Raw genomic sequence first — 17,652 nt, 5'->3', positions numbered from 1 at the left:
GCATCACTGCCGACATCGAGGATTCGGCTACTGACCGGTCTGACCGGCAGCCGGGGGCTGCTTCTCGACGGACGGAGTCGCAGGAGTGGCAGCTGAGCCGCCGGACGGCAGTGCCTCGCCCTTCATGGAAGCACGAATCTGCTCGAGGCGACTGTGCCCTGCCATCTGGACCGAGGCCTGCTGGACCTCCATCATGCGGCCTTGAACGGAGTTCTGGGCGAGCTCGGCAGAGCCGAGTGCGTCGGCGTAACGCCGCTCGATCTTGTCGCGCACAGCATCGAGGCTGGGTGTGTTGCCGGGAGCCGACAGCGTGCTGTCCATGGACCGAAGGGACTCGCTCACGCGCTCCTGCATCTTGGCCTGCTCCAGCTGGCTGAGCAGCTTGGTGCGCTCGGCAACCTTTGCCTGCAGAGTCATCGCGTTCTGCTCGACAGCCTTCTTGGCCTGAGCGGCGGCCTGCAAGGACTGGTCGTGCAGTGCCTTCAGATCTTCGACGCCCTGCTCGGCCGTCACCAACTGGGCCGCAAAAGCTTCGGCAGCGTTGGTGTACTGGATCGCCTTGTCGTTGTCGCCGGCAGCAGCGGCCTGATCGGCGAGGTTGACGGCCTGGCGCGCGTTGGCGTTGAGCTTTTCGACCTCGTCGAGTTGACGGCTGAGCTTCATCTCGAGTTGACGCTGATTACCGATCACCGACGCAGCCTGCTGGGACAACGCCTGATGCTGGCGCTGTGCGTCCTCGATCGCCTGCTGAATCTGAACCTTTGGATCTGCCTTCTCATCGATCTTCGAATTGAAGAGCGCCATCAGGTACTTCCAGCCCTTGACGAAAGGATTAGCCATTGGTTTGATCCTGCCTCCATCTGATGCGCCGCGCCGAACGCGACCCGGAGCGCGACCGTCGCGCACCGAAACAAGGGCTGCGCCCTATCTGCTCTGACCCCACCTGCTGGAAACCGGCGGTTACGTACAAAATCTATCGGTTACGGCCGGTAGTGGCTACGCCGCCGCCAACCTTCGAGCGTTCGGCGCCGGAATCACGACGCGGGTGTCGCGTGCGATTGTCGGCGAACCGGAAGCCGACACGGCGGGTTCGGCGACCTGTCGACCAGCGACCGGAGCGCTCTTCTTCGTGGCCAGGGTCTCGCTCACGTCGACCAGCACGTCGGACAGTGGGACTGCGAGCGCATCACAGATCGCCGCCAACAGTTCGCTCGATGCTTCCTTACGTCCACGTTCCACTTCGGACAGATAGCCCAAGCTCACACGCGCGCTGTTCGACACCTCACGTAGCGTGCGGCTCTGCGAAACGCGCGTACGCCGGAGACTGTCACCGATTGCCTCACGCAATAGCAGCGCCATCTCGCTCCTCCTTCATCCGTGACCTCATCGTGCATGGTCGTACGTCTTCACAATCGTCAACGTCCGAACACATCCGATTGGTTCCCGAGCCTATCGTGCCGCACGCTCTGCGACACGATCACGTAACCGCGACACGGCAGTTGCGACTGCGGTTGTCCGAATCTCCCACCGTTCGCCGCCGAGCGCGAGGGGTACGCATTCGGTTCCGTCCGGGCCGGCGATACCGAGAAACACCGTTCCGACCGGGTGTCCGTCCTGCTCACTCGGACCGGCGACTCCGGTCAGTCCGATACCCCAGTCGGCGCCGCACCTCGTCCGGGCGCCGAGCGCCAACGCCACCGCCGTGCTCTCGGACACGGGGCCGTCCGTTGCCAGACGCTCGGGATCCACGCCCGCCAGCGTCGCTTTCAGGTCGGTCGCATACACGACCAGGCCCCCACGCAGCACCGCGCTCGACCCCGGCACGGACGCGACCGCAGCCGTGAACAAGCCAGCCGTCAGAGATTCGGCGGCGGCGACAGTCTGCCTCGCGGCGCCAAGGGCGTCGACGAGTTCGACCACTCCGAGTGCGAGCAGCGGGTCCGTCATGACTCGACTGCGCGAACTCCGGCGCGAAGCCTGATCGCCTGCACGATGTATTCGATTCCCGTCGCCACCGTCAGCACGACGGCAGCAGCCATCAGCAATCCGCTGACGATGTCCCAACTGCTCGGCAGCGGGCAGAGGTAGAACCCGATCGCGACGGCCTGCACGAGGGTCTTGAGCTTGCCGCCCTTGCCCGCCGGGATGACCGCGTGCCGCAGTACCGCGAACCGCAACAGCGTGATTCCGAGTTCTCTGGCGATGATCACTCCGGTCACCCACCACGACAGGTCACCGAGAACCGAAAGACCGATCAGCGCGGCGCCGATCAGTGCCTTGTCCGCGATCGGGTCCATGAGTTTGCCGAAATCGGTGACCAGACCGTACTTCCGAGCCAATTGGCCGTCGATCCGATCCGTGATCGCGGCGACGATGAACACGCCCATTGCCCCGAGACGCCACCACGTCGAGTGTCCGCCGTCGACGAACAGAACAACGAGAAAAACCGGAACGAGAACCATTCGGACCATCGTGAGAATGTTCGCGATGTTCAGCAACGGAACCGGGTTGTCCGCGACAGGTGTGCCGTCGGACGGGCCGACGGCGGCGCGATGGGCGTCGGTCTGATCGCGCGGGGTACTCATCGGATCACCGCACAGGCGGTGAGCCGAACCCGGGACAAAGCCGAGCGGCGCGGGAATTGCGTGGGGCGGACAGGCACGCGACTTAGAATATCGGTAGGGCCATTGACTAATGTGCACCACATGACTTCGACCGCGCCGACCTATACCGAGAGCCAGTTGATCGTGCGTCGCGCGCGAACGTCGGACATCCCCGAAATCAAGCGTCTGATCGACATCTACGCCGGCAAGATCCTCCTCGAGAAGAATCTCGTGACGCTGTACGAGGCAGTCCAGGAGTTCTGGGTCGCCGAGCGAGGCGGCCAGGTAATCGCTTGCGGCGCACTGCATGTGCTGTGGGCGGACCTGGGTGAGATCCGCACCGTCGCAGTCGATCCGACTGCCAAAGGCCAGGGCGCAGGTTTCCACGTCGTCGACAAACTCATCGAGGTCGCCAAGGAATTGGAGTTGGAACGGTTGTTCGTTTTGACGTTCGAGACCGAGTTCTTCCACCGTCACGGATTCGCGGAGATCGACGGCACCCCCGTCACCGCCGAGGTCTATGCGGAAATGTGTCGGTCCTACGACGCCGGCGTCGCCGAGTTCCTCGATCTGAGCTATGTGAAACCCAACACACTCGGCAATACTCGCATGCTCCTGACTCTCTGAACCGTTCAGACTCTTCACACACCACCCTCTCGATCACCAGCCCCGAAAGCGGTTCACGATGTCGTTGTTCCTCGTCGAATACACCTACGCGCCCGAGAAGAACGCTCAGCGCGACGAAGTCCGTAGCGATCACCGCGCGTGGCTCGCGGATCTGGTTTCCCGCTCGATCGTCTTGTCATCCGGCCCGTTTGCAGATGGAAACGGCGCGCTGATCATCGTCGACGCCGCAGACGCCGACACCGTTTCCCTCCTCTTCACCCACGATCCGTTCGCGATCGCCGATTTGATCGAGAAGGTCCGGATCACCGAGTGGGTTCCGGTGTTGGGTCAGTTCAGCGCCTGAGAGCCCCGGCCCCGGCTTACTCCCCCGCCCGGTCGCGAGTCTTCAACAGGCTCGCGACCGTCGTCACCGCCAATACTCCGATGATCACTCCGAGTGAGAGTGCCGTGGAGATTTCCGGGACGGAGACGTGTTCACCTCCGTTGACGAACGAGAGGGTGTTCTCGTGCAACGCGTGAAGTACCAATTTCACACCGATGAACGCCAGGATTATCGAGAGCCCGTACGAGAGATAGACCAGCCGTTCGAGCAACCCACCGATCAGGAAGTACAGCTGCCGTAGACCCATCAGCGCGAAGGCGTTGGCGGTGAACACCAGATACGGTTCCTGGGTCAGACCGTAGATCGCCGGAATCGAATCGAGCGCGAAGAGCACGTCGGCAAACCCGATTGCGATGAGCGCCAACAACAACGGTGTCACGACGCGCTTGCCGTCGATCCGGGTGATCAGTTTGTCCCCGTCGTATTCCTCGGTTGTCGGCAGCACCCGCTTCACGAGTGAGATGATGCGACTGTCGCGCTTCTCCTCGGCTTCCTTCTCATGCCCGTGATCGCGGATCAGGGTGTACGCGGTGTAGATCAGGAACGCTCCGAAGAGGTAGAACACCCAGCTGTACGCATTGATGGCGGCGGCGCCGACTCCGATGAAGATTCCGCGCATCACCAATGCGAGGACGATGCCTATCAGCAGGACTTTCTGCTGGAACTCTCGCGGGACGGCGAACGTCGACATGATGATCACGAAGACGAACAGATTGTCTACCGAGAGCGCCTTTTCCGTGACGTATCCGGCGAAGTACTCACCGCCGTACGTGGTGCCCCAGATCCACATCACGACGAGGCCGAAGACGATGGCGATCGAGATGTAGACCGTCGACCAGAATGCGGACTCCCGGAACGTGGGCGCATGTGGCGTGCGGACGTGGGCGAAGAAGTCGAAGACGAACAGGCCGAGGATCACCACGATCGTGATTCCCCAAGCCAACGGCGTCACATGCACGGGTTCCTCCGGTCGTCTGTCGACGGCTTGTCCGCCGAGGTGTCGCTACTCGTCTGCGGGTGCCTCGTCCGGGTCGCCACCGCGAATCGACCACAGCAGACCGTCGAGTTCCTCAGGCTTCATCAAAACCTCGCGTGCCTTGGAGCCCTCGCTGGGGCCGACGACGCCACGATTTTCCATGAGATCCATGAGTCGACCGGCCTTGGCGAACCCGACGCGCAGCTTGCGCTGCAGCATCGACGTCGAACCGAATTGACTCGTGATCACCAGTTCCACGGCCTGCAAGAGGACGTCCATGTCGTCGCCGATGTCGGGGTCGACGTCTTTCTTCTCCCCGGCCTTCTGTGCGGTGACACCTTCGGTGTACTCGGGCTCGGCTTGGTTCTTCGCGAAGTCGACAACCGCCGAGATTTCCTCGTCGGTGATGAACGCGCCTTGCATACGGGTCGGCTTGCCGGCGCCCATGGGCAGGAACAAGCCATCACCCATACCGATGAGCTTCTCGGCGCCGGGCTGATCGAGGATGACTCGCGAGTCCGTGAGCGAGGACGTCGCGAACGCCAGACGCGAAGGCACGTTGGTCTTGATCAGGCCGGTGACGACGTCGACGGACGGGCGCTGCGTTGCCAGCACCAGGTGGATTCCGGCAGCGCGGGCTTTCTGGGTGATGCGGACGATTGCTTCTTCGACGTCGCGCGGAGCGGTCATCATGAGGTCGGCCAACTCGTCCACGATCGCCAGGATGTACGGGTACGGGCGGTAGACGCGCTCGCTGCCCAGCGGCGCGGTGATTTCCCCGGACTTGACCTTGGAGTTGAAGTCGTCGATATGACGCACCCGGTTGGCCTGCATGTCCTGGTAGCGCTGTTCCATCTCCTCGACCAACCAGGCCAGCGCTGCCGCTGCCTTCTTCGGCTGAGTGATGATCGGCGTGATCAGGTGCGGGATACCTTCGTACGGCGTGAGCTCGACCATCTTGGGGTCGATGAGGATCATCCGTACTTCTTCGGGCGTTGCTCGGGTGAGCAACGAGACGAGCATCGAGTTCACGAAGCTCGACTTACCCGAGCCGGTCGAACCTGCCACCAGAAGGTGGGGCATCTTCGCGAGGTTCGCACTGACGAAGTCACCTTCGATGTCCTTACCGAGACCGATCACCAGCGGATGGTGATCGCGTCGGGTGCTCGGCGCGTTCAAAACGTCGGCGAGGCGGACCATTTCGCGGTCGGAGTTCGGTACCTCGATACCCACCGCGGACTTACCCGGAATGGGGGCCAGGAGGCGGACGTTGTCGGTTGCCACGGCGTACGCGATGTTGCGGGCGAGCGCGGTGATCTTCTCGACCTTCACGCCTGGGCCGAGTTCGACCTCGTAGCGTGTCACCGTCGGTCCGCGGGTGAAACCGGTAACAGCGGCATCGATCTTGAACTGTTCGAGGACTTCGCTGATCGCCTCGATCATCGCGTCGTTCGCAGAACTGCGGAGCTTGGGCGGGTCTCCCTCGATCAGCAACGTCGTCGGCGGGAGGTTGTAGTCGCCGTCGGTGACCCGATCGGTGACGAAGTGTTCCTTCTCCTCCGGCTCCGGTTCGGGTTTCGGCACGGGCTTGGCGATGGGGACCGAACGCGCAGGCACCTTGGGGCGCGGCGCCGGAGTCTCCACCACGGGCGCTGCCGCAGCCGCGACGGGCTCGTCGGGTACTGCTGTGTCGTCGGCGTTCCACAGGCCGAGGACTTCGGTCTTCTTGTCGCCCGACTCGAACTCGTCCGTCGGGTAGTTGTCGATCGGTGCGCGTCGGCTGGTCCGCTTGGCGGGCTTGAGCGGTGGCTCGGCGTAGGTGTCGACCGGGTAGCCGTCGGCGTCGAACAGTGAAGGATCGTAAGCAGATTCGCCGTAGTGGTGCTCGCCGTCCTCGTCGAATTCGGATCCGTAGTCGCCGTATTCGTCCGAGCGATACGAGGCACCGAAGAAGGACTGGAACTTGCTCGGCACCTCACGCAGCGTGGTTCCGGTCAGAAGGAGGATTCCGAATCCGGCGGCGATGACCAGCAGCGGCGCAGACAGCCAGACGGTGAGCCCGTTGGTGAGCGGGCCGCCCACGACGTATCCGACAAACCCTGCGCCGTTGGAGCGACCGGTGGCGTCTGTCGGTGAACCCGAGATGATGTGCCAGAGGCCGAGCGCCGGCAGACCGACCAGCAAGGATCCCATGATCAGTCGGGGCCGGATCTCAGGTTTCGGTTCGGTGCGCATCAACAGGATCGCGAGGCCGACGCCGACGATGGGGAGCACGGCGGAGGCCGCGCCGAAGATCGCCCGCACGAGGGTGTCGATGCCGCCGCCGATCGGACCACCGGCCTTGAACCAGACGCCACCGGCGATGACGACGCTGAATGCGATCAGGCCGAGCGCTATTCCGTCGCGGCGGTGGCCGGCTTCGATCTCGCCGACCTTACTGACGGTGCGTGTGGTGGCGCCGACGCCGCGGGCAGCCAGGGACCACCCGGCTCCGATTCCCTTGCCCACAGCGGCCAACGGGCTGGCCCGCTGAGAGGTTTTCGATACCGGGCGGCGCGCGGCCGACGACGTACCGGACGCCTTCTTGGGCGCCGGCTTGGAGCCTTTGCCCGACGCGGGGCGCCCACCAGCCCTGGCCGAAGTCGTGACATTTCGAGGAGTCGATACGGTTCGCGTGGTGCGCGAGGCACGAGGTTTTGCGGTTGCGCGCGCGCTCGGAGTAGAGGCTGACGACCTGGTCGATGCCCTGGACGTAGACGTGCTTGTACTGGATCCCCGGGCGCTCGACTTACCTGCCATGGAGTTCAGGCTAGTCTGTGCGACCCCATCTGGACCATCCGCAACACCAGCAACACTGGTGGCGAGTGCGAAACGTGATCTTCACAACCCGTCTGTCGAGCTCGGCTCCGGCAGAAGGGGGCCATCAGAAACTGCGATCGAGCGCCATCACGGATTGAACGTCGGCCAGTTCACCTTTGGCTTCGATCTTCACCTCGTTGCGACCGAAAGCGTGCAGCAGCAACTCGGCGGGTTCACCCTGCAGGACAACACTGCGAGAGCCGGATTTGTGGACGACCGCACTCTCGCCGGACGGAAGTTCGAAAATGACCTCGACAGCGGCTTTGCGGTAACCCATCTTGCCGATCTGCCGGGCGTACTTCCACAGCTGAGCCTGCCGACCCTCCGACAACGGACGCGGCGCCCAGTTCAGATGTGCGCGTCGTACATCTTCGTGGTGGACGAACATTTCCGTGGTATTTACCTGCGCGTCGAGCCAGTACATCGGCGACCACCGAGGCGGCCCACTCCGAACGTCGTCGAGGATCTCCTCCCACGGACGCGCCGCTGCGGCCTTACGCACGCTCTCGGTGTGACCGGCAAGAGGGCTCAACATGATTCCGGGAGCGGCGTCGAGACGCCGCTCCCGGACTATCAGATGTGCTGCCAGGTCACGATTGGTCCACTCCCCACACAGTGTCGGAGCATCGGGGCCGAATTCGACCATGCTGTCCACCAGGGCGAGTCGTTCGTCATGAGCGAAGGTCACCTTCGCCAAAGTACTCGAACCGGACCGGGTTCGAGCGGAAGCGACCTGCTGTGCCGAATCTACGGAACCGCGATGACCGTCGGAATGATCATCGGACGGCGGCGGTACTTGTCCGCGACCCAGCGTCCGACGACGCGGCGCACCGACTGCGCGATGCGATGAGCGTCGATGACGCCTTCGCTCGCCAACCGGGCCAGGTCCGATTCCACGAGATCCGCGGCAGCCTTGAGCGCTGTCGGATCGTCGGAGAAGCCGCGACCGGACACCTCGGGGGTGCTGACCGCACGGCCCGTCGACTCGTTGATGACGATGGTGATCGCGATGAAGCCGCCCTCACCGAGCACGAGGCGATCGGACAGCGTCGGCTCACCGACGTCGCCGACGGACAGACCGTCGACGTAGACGTGTCCGACCGGTACGCGTCCGACGATCTCGGCGAGGCCGTCCACCATGTCGACCACGACGCCGTCCTCGGCCAATACGATGCGCTCTTCCGGCACGCCGGTTGCCTTTGCCAGCGCGGCGTTGGCACGCAGGTGCCGCCATTCACCGTGGACGGGCATGGCATTGGTGGGCCGAACCGCGTTGTACAGGTAGAGCAACTCACCGGCGGACGCGTGGCCCGAGACGTGAACCTTGGCGCTCTGCTGGGTCACGACGGTGGCACCGCGCTTGGCCAAACCGTTGACCACGGCAAAAACGGAGTTCTCGTTGCCCGGGATCAGCGAAGACGCGAGAACGACCAGGTCGTTGGCGCGGATGTTGATCTGACGGTGTTCGCCGCGCGCCATACGCGAGAGCGCTGCCAACGGCTCACCTTGCGAACCCGTCGAAATGAGCACCAGGCGATCGTCGGGAAGGGTGGCGGCGGTGTCGATGTCTACGACGAGGCCGTCGGGCACCGTCAGGTAGCCCAGATCCTGGGCGATCTGCATGTTGCGGACCATCGAGCGGCCGACGAAGACGATGCGGCGGTTGTACCGAGCGGCTACGTCGACGACCTGCTGGATGCGATGCACATGGCTGGCGAAAGATGCCACGATGACGCGCTGCTTCGCCTTGCCGATGACGTTGTCGAGCACTCCCCCGATTTCGCGCTCGGGTGTGACGAATCCCGGAACTTCGGCGTTCGTCGAGTCGACGAGGAACAGGTCGACGCCCTCGTCGCCCAGGCGGGAGAATCCGGCGAGGTCGGTCAGGCGGCCGTCGAGAGGCAGCTGATCGAGCTTGATGTCACCGGTGTGCAGTACGACGCCGGCGTCGGTGCGAATCGCGATCGCGAGAGCGTCGGGAATCGAGTGGTTGACCGCGAAGTACTCGCAGTCGAACGGGCCATGGGTGGTGGTGTTTCCCTCGACGACCTCGACCAGGTTCGGACGCAGGCGATGCTCGCGGCACTTGGCGGCAACGAGAGCGAGAGTGAACTTCGCGCCGATGACCGGAATGTCCGCGCGCAGACGCAGCAAGAACGGCAGAGCACCGATGTGGTCCTCGTGTCCGTGAGTCAAGATGACGGCTTCGACGTCGTCCATACGGTCTTCGATGTAGCGGAAGTCCGGGAGGATCAGGTCGACGCCAGGCTGCTGGTCCTCGGGGAACAGCACACCGCAGTCGACGATCAGCAACTTGCCACGGTGCTCGAACACCGTCATGTTGCGACCGATTTCGCCGATGCCGCCCAGCGCGACGATGCGCAGACCCGATGCCGGCGCCTTCGGGGGTGTTCCGAGGCGACCCGTGGGATCGACGGCCGGACGGTTCTCGGGGCGCTTGTTTCCGCGCCCGTTGCCCGACTTCGATGCTGCCGGTCGGTTACCGCCGGAAGATTTGCGCGGCGACCTCTCTTCGGTCGACTTCTTGGGTGCAGCAGATTTGGTGGCAGTGGACTTGGTTGCTGCAGATTTGGTTGCTGCGGCCTTCTTGGGCGGGGCGGCTGCGGCGGGGGCCGCTTCTGCCGCCGGCGCAGCTGGTGCCTCTACCGGTGCGGCCTTTGCGGCCGTTTCGGGAGCCGGAGGCGAAGGCGGACCGGCTTGACGACTGGCACTACGACGTCGGGGGGGACGGGTCATTTACAAAACTCCTGCCGCATGCAGATCGGCGGCAAGACCGTCGATCTGCTCTTTAGTGGGTGCAACCTGCGGAAGGCGTGGTTCTCCGACATCGATTCCGATGAGTCGCAGACCCGCCTTCGAAGCGCTGACACCGCCGAGGCGGGCAACGGAACGAATCACAGGGATCAAACTGAGGTTTATCTCGCGCGCGCGGGCGATATCGCCGGACACGAACGCGGTGTGAAGGTCGCGGAGACGACCCGGAACAAGATGGCCGATGACGCTGACGAAGCCGGTGGCGCCCACAGCGAGCCACGGCAGATTCAGCGGGTCGTCGCCGGAGAAGAACTGAAGCTCGGTGGTGCCGATCAACTCTGCGCCGGCGTTGAGGTCGCCCTTGGCGTCCTTGACGGCCTTGATTCGCGGGTGCTCGGCGAGTCGGCGGATCGTCTCGGTCTCGATGGGAACGACGGAGCGGGGCGGAATGTCGTACAACATGACGGGCAGGTCGGTCGCGTTGGCGACGGCGGTGAAGTGTGCAAACAGTCCGGCCTGGGGCGGACGTGAGTAATACGGGGTGACGACGAGCAGACCGTGCGCTCCGGCGCGAGCCGCGTCACGTGCGAGTTCGACGCTGTGAGCGGTGTCGTTGCTGCCGGCGCCTGCAACGATCTTCGCGCGGTTACCGACGGCGTCGATCACTGCGCGGAGCAGGTCGAGCTTCTCGGACTCGGTGGTGGTGGGAGATTCACCGGTGGTACCGGCAAGAACGAGGCCGTCACAGCCGTTGTCGACGAGATGGGCTGCGAGGCGCACTCCCGCGTCGACGTCCAACTTCCCGTCGGCAGTGAACGGGGTCACCATCGCAACGGAAATGGTGCCGAACGGACGCTCGACAAGAGAAGCGGAATCACCGTAGGTCATGGTCAGAAGGTTACCCGGTTCAGCTCTTACTTCTGCACACGAGTCACGACTCGGCCGCAAATGCGCTGACGGCAATTTCCGATCCGTCGCTTCCGCGAAGAATCTCGTAGTCCCCGAACACATTTGGCGCGACATCACGAAGCTGACGCAGGCACTCGACCGCGACTCGCCGGATCTCGACATCCGCATGTTCGGTGGCACGCATCTCGACGAAGTGCCGCCAGGCCCGATAGTTCCCGGTCACGACCAAGCGCGTCTCGGTGGCGTTGGGCAGCACCGAGCGCGCAGCCTGCCTGGCTTGCTTGCCCCGCATCGGGGCACCGGGCACCGATTGCAGTTTCCCTTCGAGGGCAGTCAGCAGTTCCCCGTAAGCGCGACGGCTTTCGTCGGTGGCATTCAGAAACAGTGCTTCGAGCTCGGGATCACCTTCGACAGCAGGAGGCACGACGACGTTTGCATCGTTCTCACGGACGAATCGCTGCGAGAGTTGCGAGTACGAGAAGTGCCGGTGACGAATCAATTCGTGAGTGCACGAGCGCGAGATACCGGTGATGTAGAAGCTCACTGTCGCATGCTCGAGCACCGAAACGTGTCCGACCTCGAGCAGATGCCTCAGATAGCCGGCGTTGGTTGCGGTTCGCGGATTCGGCTTGGACCAACTCTGGTAGCAGGCTCGACCGGAGAACTCGACCAGCGCTTCGCCACCATCCGCGTCCGTCTCCCACGGAATGTCCTCGGGCGGGAAGAACTCGGACTTCGCCACCAACTGCACTTTCAGTGACACCGTGTTCGGCACAACCCACTCCTCGACAAGCACGAAACGACCAGCACGAAACCCGGGCGCCGTTCGCCTCAGGTGCTGGGCAACTCTATAGCGGTCGACCGCCCTCGATACCGAGTGACGTCATCACATCCTTGACTGACGTCACTTTTGACGCCACTGTGGTGTCATGGACATTTCGGAGTACACCGCAAAGCTGCAGAACGACCTCGCCACTGCAGCCGAACTCGGCGACGATCACACGCGCCGGATTGCGGCGTCGTTGTCCGCCGCCATCGAACCCTCGGTCCGCCTGGTCTTGTTGGCCGCGGCGACGGAACTGGCCAAGGAGATCGGGGCGAAGCTGGGCGACCGAGAGGTCAAGGTGAATCTCGACGGAAGCGAATTACTGGTCGACGTCGTTCGCCCGCCGAACTCGACCGGCGGCGAGGGTGCAAACGAGAAGGCAGACGACGAGAAGAAGGACTCAACCTACTCGTTCGACGACGTCAGCGGAGATATCAGCCGGGTGACGTTGAGGATGATGGAGCAGATCAAAGCCCGCGCCGAGGAGGCCGCCAATCAGAACGGAGTCTCCCTCAACTCGTGGGTTTCACAAGCCGTCCAGGGCGCATTGCGGGACCAGATGCGCAAGAACGGCATGGCTTAGCTCGACGCCAACCCGATCACCGAATGATCTAATTGCGCAACTGCAGTAATCACGAACCGTTGCCGCAAGGCGAGAAGGAGCACGTTCATGGCCGTTTCGGGCGTCAAGGAATTCGAGATCAAGGCTGATCCGGAAACGGTGATGAAGGCCGTAGCAGCCGTCGATCGGCTGCCGGAGTGGTCGTCTGCACACAAGAAGATCACCATCGAGAGCACCCACGACGACGGTCGCCCCCATCGCGTTCGCATGGCCGTGTCCATTCTGGGAATCAACGACGAGCAGGTAGTCGACTACACCTTCGAGGGCGACGAGAAGGTGACCTGGACCCTCGTGGAGAGCGGTCAGCAGAACCAGCAGGACGGCTCGTACGTCTTGACTCCCACCGACGGTGGAACCAAAGTCACCTTCGAACTGACCATCGATCCCAAGATCCCGCTGCCGGGCTTCCTGGTGAAGAAGGCACAGAAGACGGCCCTGGAAACAGCGAGCAAGGGCCTGACGAAGTTCGTCGAAAACTTCTGAGCGCACACGCAATTCAGGCGGCCCTTACTTCGGCGTTCATCGCCGGGTAAGGGCCGTTTGCCGTGAAGCCGAGCTGTGTTTTCGCGGAAGTCCCTGCCGATGTTGAAGATTCGCCGGTAGCCGGGGACCGCCCGGAGTAACGTCGGCCGCGTGTCCGCCGAGACCGCAGAGCCCAACTCCATGGCACCCGTGCGCATCCTCGTCTACAGCGACGACGCACACACGCGCGAGCAAGTTCGGCTCGCTCTCGGAGAGCGCCCACATCCGTCGATGCCCACCATCGACTACATCGAGGTCGCGACGGCGCCGGTCGTCGTAGCCAAGCTCGATGCCGGCGGAATCGACCTCGCCATTCTCGACGGCGAGGCGAGTCCGGCGGGCGGCATGGGCGTCGCGAAACAACTCAAGGACGAGATCGCCGACTGTCCATCGATCCTCGTACTGACCGGTCGACCCGACGATGCGTGGCTGGCGTCGTGGTCGAGAGCGGAAGCCTCAGTGCCGCAGCCGATAGATCCGATCGAACTTGCTTCCACCGTCATCGCGCTTCTGCGTCGACAACTGAGCCGGTGAGCACCCGTTGCAGCGGTGATTCGTTGCGGCGCCGACTACTTCGGACTTTCGAGAGCGAAACTCGGCACCCCGAAAACGAACCCAATGTCGGAGGCCTCCCCTAGTGTGGGTGTCGCAGGTCACATAAGTATCGAATTGCTGGCAGTATCGAAATCGAACGGCACCTTCGGGCTGGGCGGACATCCGCACAGCGGAGAGGAGTTCGGGTGACATGAACGCTTACATCCCCATTCTCGTCCTCGGGGTCATCGCGATGGCCTTCGCTGTGGTGTCGGTTGTTCTCGCGTCCGTGGTCGGCCCGAAGCGGTACAACAGGGCGAAACTCGAAGCCTACGAATGCGGAATCGAACCGGCACCCCGTACCGCCGGTGGCGGGCGGTTTCCCGTCAAGTTCTATCTGACGGCAATGCTGTTCATCATCTTCGACATCGAGATCGTTTTCCTCTACCCGTGGGCGGTGCATTTCGATTCGCTCGGCTTGTTCGGCCTCGCGGCGATGGGCCTTTTCATAGTCAACGTCTCGGTGGCATACGCATACGAATGGCGACGAGGCGGTCTCGGTTGGGACTAGGCCAGCGGACACAGGTACAGCACACATACGTCAGACAAAACCGGTCACACCGCAGCTGTTACGACTGAAAAGAGTCGGATATGGGTCTCGAAGAAAAGCTCCCCAGCGGATTTCTACTGACCACTGTCGAGGGCCTGGCAGGGTATGCCCGCAAAGGATCACTGTGGCCTGCCACCTTCGGGCTCGCGTGCTGCGCGATCGAGATGATGGCAACCACGTCAGGTCGCTTCGACCTGGCGCGGTTCGGCATGGAGGCATTCCGCGCGTCGCCGCGACAGGCAGACCTTCTGATCGTGGCCGGGCGGGTCAGTCAAAAGATGGGGCCGGTACTTCGTCAGGTCTACGACCAGATGGCCGAGCCGAAATGGGTTCTGGCCATGGGTGTGTGTGCGTCGTCCGGCGGTATGTTCAACAACTACGCAGTGGTACAGGGCGTCGACCACATCGTGCCGGTCGACATCTACTTGCCCGGCTGTCCGCCGCGGCCGGAGATGCTCCTGAACGCGATCATCGAACTGCACCGAAAGATCCAGGAGATGCCCCTCGGCGTGAACCGCGAAGAGGCACGCGCGGCAGCCGAGCGCGCCGCACTGGCATCCACCCCCACCATCGACATGAAGGGGCTTCTGCGATGACCGCGGGCAACAACGGATCGAGGGGGATGTTCGGGGTCCGCGGCAGTGGTGACACCTCGGGCTACAGCCGGCTCGCCCCGCCGATCTCAGTAGAGGACAAGGCCTCTCGACCGTTCGGTGGATACTTCGACGAAGTTGCGGACTCCTTGGATGCCGCATTGCGCAGCGCGGGCAGCACTTTCACCGATGCAATCGAGCGGGTAGTGATCTTTCGAGACGAGATGACGCTGCATGTCGAACGGTCTCACCTCCCGCAGGTCGCGCGCAGACTGCGCGACGAATCGGAACTGCGCTTCGAACTTTGCCTGGGTGTCGATGGAGTCCACTATCCGCAGGACACCGGTCGCGAGCTCCACGCCGCATATCCATTTGCTTCGATCACGCACAACCGCCGGATCAGACTGGAAGTGTCCGTGCCGGACACCGATCCACATATTCCGTCCATCGTCGGGATATACCCCACCAACGATTGGCATGAGCGTGAGACCTACGACTTCTTCGGGATCGTCTTCGACGGTCACCCGGCCCTGACCCGTATCGAGATGCCCGACGACTGGAAGGGCCACCCACAGCGCAAGGACTATCCGCTCGGCGGTATCCCGGTCGAGTACAAGGGCGCCCAGACTCCTCCACCCGACGAGCGTAGGTCGTACAACTGATGAACGAGACGACAGGAAGCAACTCCGGTGCCACGACGGAAACCGTCGTCACAGCATCGGGTCAGGACTGGGACGACATCGTCACCGCGGCCGCTCGCCAGCGAACCGGCGAGGCCGAACGGATCGTGGTCAACATGGGCCCGCAGCATCCGTCCACTCACGGCGTCTTGCGCCTCATTCTCGAAATCGAGGGTGAGACAGTCGTGGAAGCTCGGTGTGGAATCGGCTACCTGCACACCGGAATCGAAAAGAATCTCGAATACCGGAACTGGACGCAGGGCGTCACTTTCGTTACTCGAATGGACTACCTGTCACCGTTCTTCAACGAAACCGCGTACTGCCTCGGAGTCGAAAAACTGCTCGGCATCACCGACGACATTCCCGAGCGAGCCACCGTCATTCGCGTGATGATGATGGAGCTCAATCGAATCTCGTCGCACCTTGTCGCCCTGGCAACCGGTGGAATGGAACTGGGCGCCGTGACGGCGATGCTGTTCGGATTCCGCGAACGCGAATTGATTCTGGACGTGTTCGAGACGATCACCGGACTGCGGATGAATCACGCCTACATCAGGCCTGGTGGTCTCGCTCAGGATCTACCCGACGGGTCGGTCGCGAAGGTACGAGAACTGTTGAAGGTCCTACCGAAACGGTTGCGTGACGTCGAACTGATGCTCAGCGACAACTCCATCTGGAAAGCCCGCACCCAGGGAATCGGATATCTCGATCTCACCGGCTGCATGGCGCTCGGCGTGACGGGGCCGGTCCTACGCGCCACGGGTCTCCCCCACGATCAGCGTCGAGCGCAGCCCTACTGCGGCTACGAGAACTACGAGTTCGACGTCGTGACGCACGACGGATCCGATTGCTACGGAAGGTACGTCATCCGTGTCGAGGAGATGAAGGAGTCCCTCAAGATCGTCGAGCAGTGCCTCGACAAACTGCAACCGGGGCCGGTCATGGTGGACGACAAGAAGATCGCCTGGCCTGCCGATCTCGCTGTCGGACCGGATGGCCTCGGCAATTCGCAGAAGCACATCGCCAAGATCATGGAGTCGTCCATGGAGGGTCTGATTCACCATTTCAAACTGGTCACCGAAGGAATCCGCGTGCCGCCCGGCCAGGTGTACGTCGCCGTCGAGTCCCCGCGTGGCGAGTTGGGTGTGCACATGGTCAGCGACGGGGGAACCCGGCCGTACCGCGTCCATTTCCGGGATCCGTCATTCACCAACCTTCAAGCGGTAGCGGCGATGTGCGAGGGAGGCATGGTGTCCGACGTGATCGCCTCGGTTGCCAGTATCGATCCCGTCATGGGCGGAGTGGACCGATGACCGGCCCGAACGGCTCGTCACGGGTGTTCATCGAACTCGGGCCGCGCCCGGACGAGCCCACGCAACTGGTACGCCCTGGCGCACGATCGAGTTATCCGCCTGACGTACTCGCCCGACTCGACGCCGATGCCGAAACCGTCATCGCTCGTTACCGTGAGCCTGACGCCGCGGCGACCACCAGTCGATCAGCCCTCCTGCCGCTCCTTCATCTCGTGCAGTCCGAGGACGGGTACATCACCCCGGCCGGGATCGACTTCTGCAGTGCCAAGCTGGGTTTGACCGGCGCCGAGGTTGCCGCCGTTTCCACCTTCTACTCGATGTATCGCCGTGGTCCGACGGGTGAGTATCTGGTCGGAGTCTGCACCAACACGCTGTGCGCGATCATGGGCGGAGACGACATCCTCGCAGCACTCGAAGAGCATCTCGGGTCAGCAGGCTCCAGAGACGAAGGCGGACACTCCATCTCGACGTCCGACGGCAAGATCACCCTCGAACACATTGAGTGCAATGCGGCGTGCGACTACGCCCCCGTCATGATGATCAACTGGGAGTTCTTCGACAACCAGACTCCGGAATCGGCGCGCTCACTCGTCGATGCGCTCCGCGCCGGAGAGCGCGTGACACCCAGTCGCGGTGCCACACTGTGTTCGTTCCGACAGACCGCACGCACCTTGGCCGGGTTCCCGGATACGCGAATCGAAGCAGCCGAAGCACAAACAATCGGCGGGGCAACTCTTGCCGGACTGCGTATCAGCCGATCTCACGACGACAACCCACCCGGCTCGGCCTCAGCAGCCGACGCTCCCGGCGAAGGGAAGTGA

Annotated in this window: 19 protein-coding genes and 1 pseudogene; 10 read left to right on the top strand and 10 right to left on the bottom strand. The window is 63.0% G+C overall.

The annotated features are described in order from the left end of the window. Positions 1–27 precede the first annotated feature (27 nt). From pspA to pgsA, 4 genes are all read right to left on the bottom strand, one after another. A complete protein-coding gene (gene pspA / locus GN300_RS23825) occupies positions 28–840 on the bottom strand; it encodes a phage shock protein PspA (RefSeq protein ID WP_054188533.1) in 813 nt (270 codons plus the stop codon). Positions 841–996: 156 nt separating this feature from the next. Next, positions 997–1,359, bottom strand: a complete 363-nt coding sequence (locus tag GN300_RS23820) for a helix-turn-helix domain-containing protein (protein WP_030535559.1) — start codon at positions 1,357–1,359, stop codon at positions 997–999. 90 nt (positions 1,360–1,449) lie between these two features. Further along, positions 1,450–1,947, bottom strand: coding sequence for a CinA family protein (locus GN300_RS23815; RefSeq protein ID WP_003942100.1), 498 nt, complete (start codon positions 1,945–1,947; stop codon positions 1,450–1,452). Further along, entirely contained in the window at positions 1,944–2,585 is a 642-nt protein-coding gene (gene pgsA, locus GN300_RS23810) for a CDP-diacylglycerol--glycerol-3-phosphate 3-phosphatidyltransferase (RefSeq protein WP_003942125.1), read from the bottom strand. The genes GN300_RS23815 and pgsA overlap by 4 nt, the downstream gene beginning before the upstream one ends. 120 nt (positions 2,586–2,705) lie before the next feature. Between pgsA and GN300_RS23805 the strand changes: the two genes are divergently transcribed. Both GN300_RS23805 and GN300_RS23800 read left to right on the top strand, forming a co-directional pair. Then, positions 2,706–3,230, top strand: coding sequence for an amino-acid N-acetyltransferase (locus GN300_RS23805; protein WP_007735157.1), 525 nt, complete (start codon positions 2,706–2,708; stop codon positions 3,228–3,230). Between the two features lie 58 nt (positions 3,231–3,288). After that, complete coding sequence (locus tag GN300_RS23800; protein ID WP_003942124.1) at positions 3,289–3,573, top strand: YciI family protein; 285 nt, start codon at positions 3,289–3,291, stop codon at positions 3,571–3,573. Positions 3,574–3,589: 16 nt separating this feature from the next. Here GN300_RS23800 and GN300_RS23795 read toward each other — a convergent pair whose 3' ends face one another. The 6 genes from GN300_RS23795 to thyX form a co-directional block, all read right to left on the bottom strand. Next, positions 3,590–4,570: a TerC family protein gene (locus GN300_RS23795; protein WP_019748181.1), complete on the bottom strand. Its 981-nt coding sequence runs from the start codon at positions 4,568–4,570 to the stop codon at positions 3,590–3,592. 45 nt (positions 4,571–4,615) lie between these two features. After that, positions 4,616–7,387 (bottom strand): DNA translocase FtsK, encoded by a 2,772-nt coding sequence (locus GN300_RS23790; protein ID WP_030535561.1) that lies wholly within the window; start codon positions 7,385–7,387, stop codon positions 4,616–4,618. A 124-nt stretch (positions 7,388–7,511) separates the two neighbouring features. Continuing rightward, complete coding sequence (locus GN300_RS23785) at positions 7,512–8,135, bottom strand: TIGR03085 family metal-binding protein (protein ID WP_003942175.1); 624 nt, start codon at positions 8,133–8,135, stop codon at positions 7,512–7,514. 59 nt (positions 8,136–8,194) lie between these two features. Continuing rightward, positions 8,195–10,204, bottom strand: coding sequence for a ribonuclease J (locus tag GN300_RS23780; protein ID WP_054188536.1), 2,010 nt, complete (start codon positions 10,202–10,204; stop codon positions 8,195–8,197). Beyond that, positions 10,205–11,110: a 4-hydroxy-tetrahydrodipicolinate synthase gene (gene dapA / locus GN300_RS23775; protein WP_003942142.1), complete on the bottom strand. Its 906-nt coding sequence runs from the start codon at positions 11,108–11,110 to the stop codon at positions 10,205–10,207. 43 nt (positions 11,111–11,153) lie between these two features. Continuing rightward, positions 11,154–11,906 carry an FAD-dependent thymidylate synthase gene (thyX, locus tag GN300_RS23770; protein WP_003942250.1) on the bottom strand — a complete coding sequence of 251 codons (753 nt, stop codon included), beginning with the start codon at positions 11,904–11,906 and terminating at the stop codon, positions 11,154–11,156. Positions 11,907–12,060: 154 nt separating this feature from the next. On the opposite strand from thyX, the gene GN300_RS23765 reads away from it, so the two are divergent. The 8 genes and pseudogenes from GN300_RS23765 to nuoE all read left to right on the top strand — a co-directional run bounded on the left by GN300_RS23765 (position 12,061) and on the right by nuoE (position 17,652). After that, complete coding sequence (locus GN300_RS23765) at positions 12,061–12,540, top strand: toxin-antitoxin system HicB family antitoxin (protein ID WP_063316522.1); 480 nt, start codon at positions 12,061–12,063, stop codon at positions 12,538–12,540. Between the two features lie 87 nt (positions 12,541–12,627). Next, complete coding sequence (locus GN300_RS23760) at positions 12,628–13,062, top strand: SRPBCC family protein (protein WP_003942203.1); 435 nt, start codon at positions 12,628–12,630, stop codon at positions 13,060–13,062. A 180-nt stretch (positions 13,063–13,242) separates the two neighbouring features. Further along, positions 13,243–13,635: a response regulator transcription factor gene (locus tag GN300_RS23755; RefSeq protein ID WP_063316729.1), complete on the top strand. Its 393-nt coding sequence runs from the start codon at positions 13,243–13,245 to the stop codon at positions 13,633–13,635. Positions 13,636–13,846: 211 nt separating this feature from the next. Further along, positions 13,847–14,206 (top strand): NADH-quinone oxidoreductase subunit A, encoded by a 360-nt coding sequence (locus tag GN300_RS23750; RefSeq protein WP_003942165.1) that lies wholly within the window; start codon positions 13,847–13,849, stop codon positions 14,204–14,206. Between the two features lie 80 nt (positions 14,207–14,286). Beyond that, the gene (locus tag GN300_RS23745; protein WP_003942234.1) at positions 14,287–14,841 is read left to right on the top strand and encodes an NADH-quinone oxidoreductase subunit B family protein; all 555 of its coding nucleotides are present in this window, start codon (positions 14,287–14,289) and stop codon (positions 14,839–14,841) included. Between the two features lie 20 nt (positions 14,842–14,861). After that, positions 14,862–15,500, top strand: a pseudogene (locus GN300_RS23740) (NADH-quinone oxidoreductase subunit C); the annotation flags it as partial. Next, entirely contained in the window at positions 15,500–16,831 is a 1,332-nt protein-coding gene (gene nuoD, locus GN300_RS23735; protein ID WP_007735150.1) for an NADH dehydrogenase (quinone) subunit D, read from the top strand. The pseudogene GN300_RS23740 and the gene nuoD, both read left to right, overlap by 1 nt. Next, positions 16,828–17,652, top strand: coding sequence for an NADH-quinone oxidoreductase subunit NuoE (nuoE, locus tag GN300_RS23730; RefSeq protein WP_003942123.1), 825 nt, complete (start codon positions 16,828–16,830; stop codon positions 17,650–17,652). Before nuoD ends, nuoE begins: the two co-directional genes overlap by 4 nt.

The sequence above is a fragment of the Rhodococcus sp. Ni2 genome (assembly GCF_021352185.1).
GTDB lineage: Bacteria > Actinomycetota > Actinomycetes > Mycobacteriales > Mycobacteriaceae > Rhodococcus_F > Rhodococcus_F qingshengii.
The sequence above is the reverse complement of the archived record's forward strand: the minus strand, read 5'-3'. Positions and strand labels throughout refer to the sequence as shown.

Bases quoted from the DNA above. Each gene is read 5' to 3' on its own strand.
- pspA (WP_054188533.1), bottom strand. From the start codon at position 840: ATGGCTAATCCTTTCGTCAAGGGCTGGAAGTACCTGATGGCGCTCTTC.
- GN300_RS23820 (WP_030535559.1), bottom strand. From the start codon at position 1,359: ATGGCGCTGCTATTGCGTGAGGCAATCGGTGACAGTCTCCGGCGTACG.
- GN300_RS23815 (WP_003942100.1), bottom strand. From the start codon at position 1,947: ATGACGGACCCGCTGCTCGCACTCGGAGTGGTCGAACTCGTCGACGCC.
- pgsA (WP_003942125.1), bottom strand. From the start codon at position 2,585: ATGAGTACCCCGCGCGATCAGACCGACGCCCATCGCGCCGCCGTCGGC.
- GN300_RS23805 (WP_007735157.1), top strand. From the start codon at position 2,706: ATGACTTCGACCGCGCCGACCTATACCGAGAGCCAGTTGATCGTGCGT.
- GN300_RS23800 (WP_003942124.1), top strand. From the start codon at position 3,289: ATGTCGTTGTTCCTCGTCGAATACACCTACGCGCCCGAGAAGAACGCT.
- GN300_RS23790 (WP_030535561.1), bottom strand. From the start codon at position 7,387: ATGGCAGGTAAGTCGAGCGCCCGGGGATCCAGTACAAGCACGTCTACG.
- GN300_RS23780 (WP_054188536.1), bottom strand. From the start codon at position 10,204: ATGACCCGTCCCCCCCGACGTCGTAGTGCCAGTCGTCAAGCCGGTCCG.
- dapA (WP_003942142.1), bottom strand. From the start codon at position 11,110: ATGACCTACGGTGATTCCGCTTCTCTTGTCGAGCGTCCGTTCGGCACC.
- GN300_RS23765 (WP_063316522.1), top strand. From the start codon at position 12,061: ATGGACATTTCGGAGTACACCGCAAAGCTGCAGAACGACCTCGCCACT.
- GN300_RS23760 (WP_003942203.1), top strand. From the start codon at position 12,628: ATGGCCGTTTCGGGCGTCAAGGAATTCGAGATCAAGGCTGATCCGGAA.
- GN300_RS23755 (WP_063316729.1), top strand. From the start codon at position 13,243: ATGGCACCCGTGCGCATCCTCGTCTACAGCGACGACGCACACACGCGC.
- GN300_RS23750 (WP_003942165.1), top strand. From the start codon at position 13,847: ATGAACGCTTACATCCCCATTCTCGTCCTCGGGGTCATCGCGATGGCC.
- GN300_RS23745 (WP_003942234.1), top strand. From the start codon at position 14,287: ATGGGTCTCGAAGAAAAGCTCCCCAGCGGATTTCTACTGACCACTGTC.
- nuoD (WP_007735150.1), top strand. From the start codon at position 15,500: ATGAACGAGACGACAGGAAGCAACTCCGGTGCCACGACGGAAACCGTC.
- nuoE (WP_003942123.1), top strand. From the start codon at position 16,828: ATGACCGGCCCGAACGGCTCGTCACGGGTGTTCATCGAACTCGGGCCG.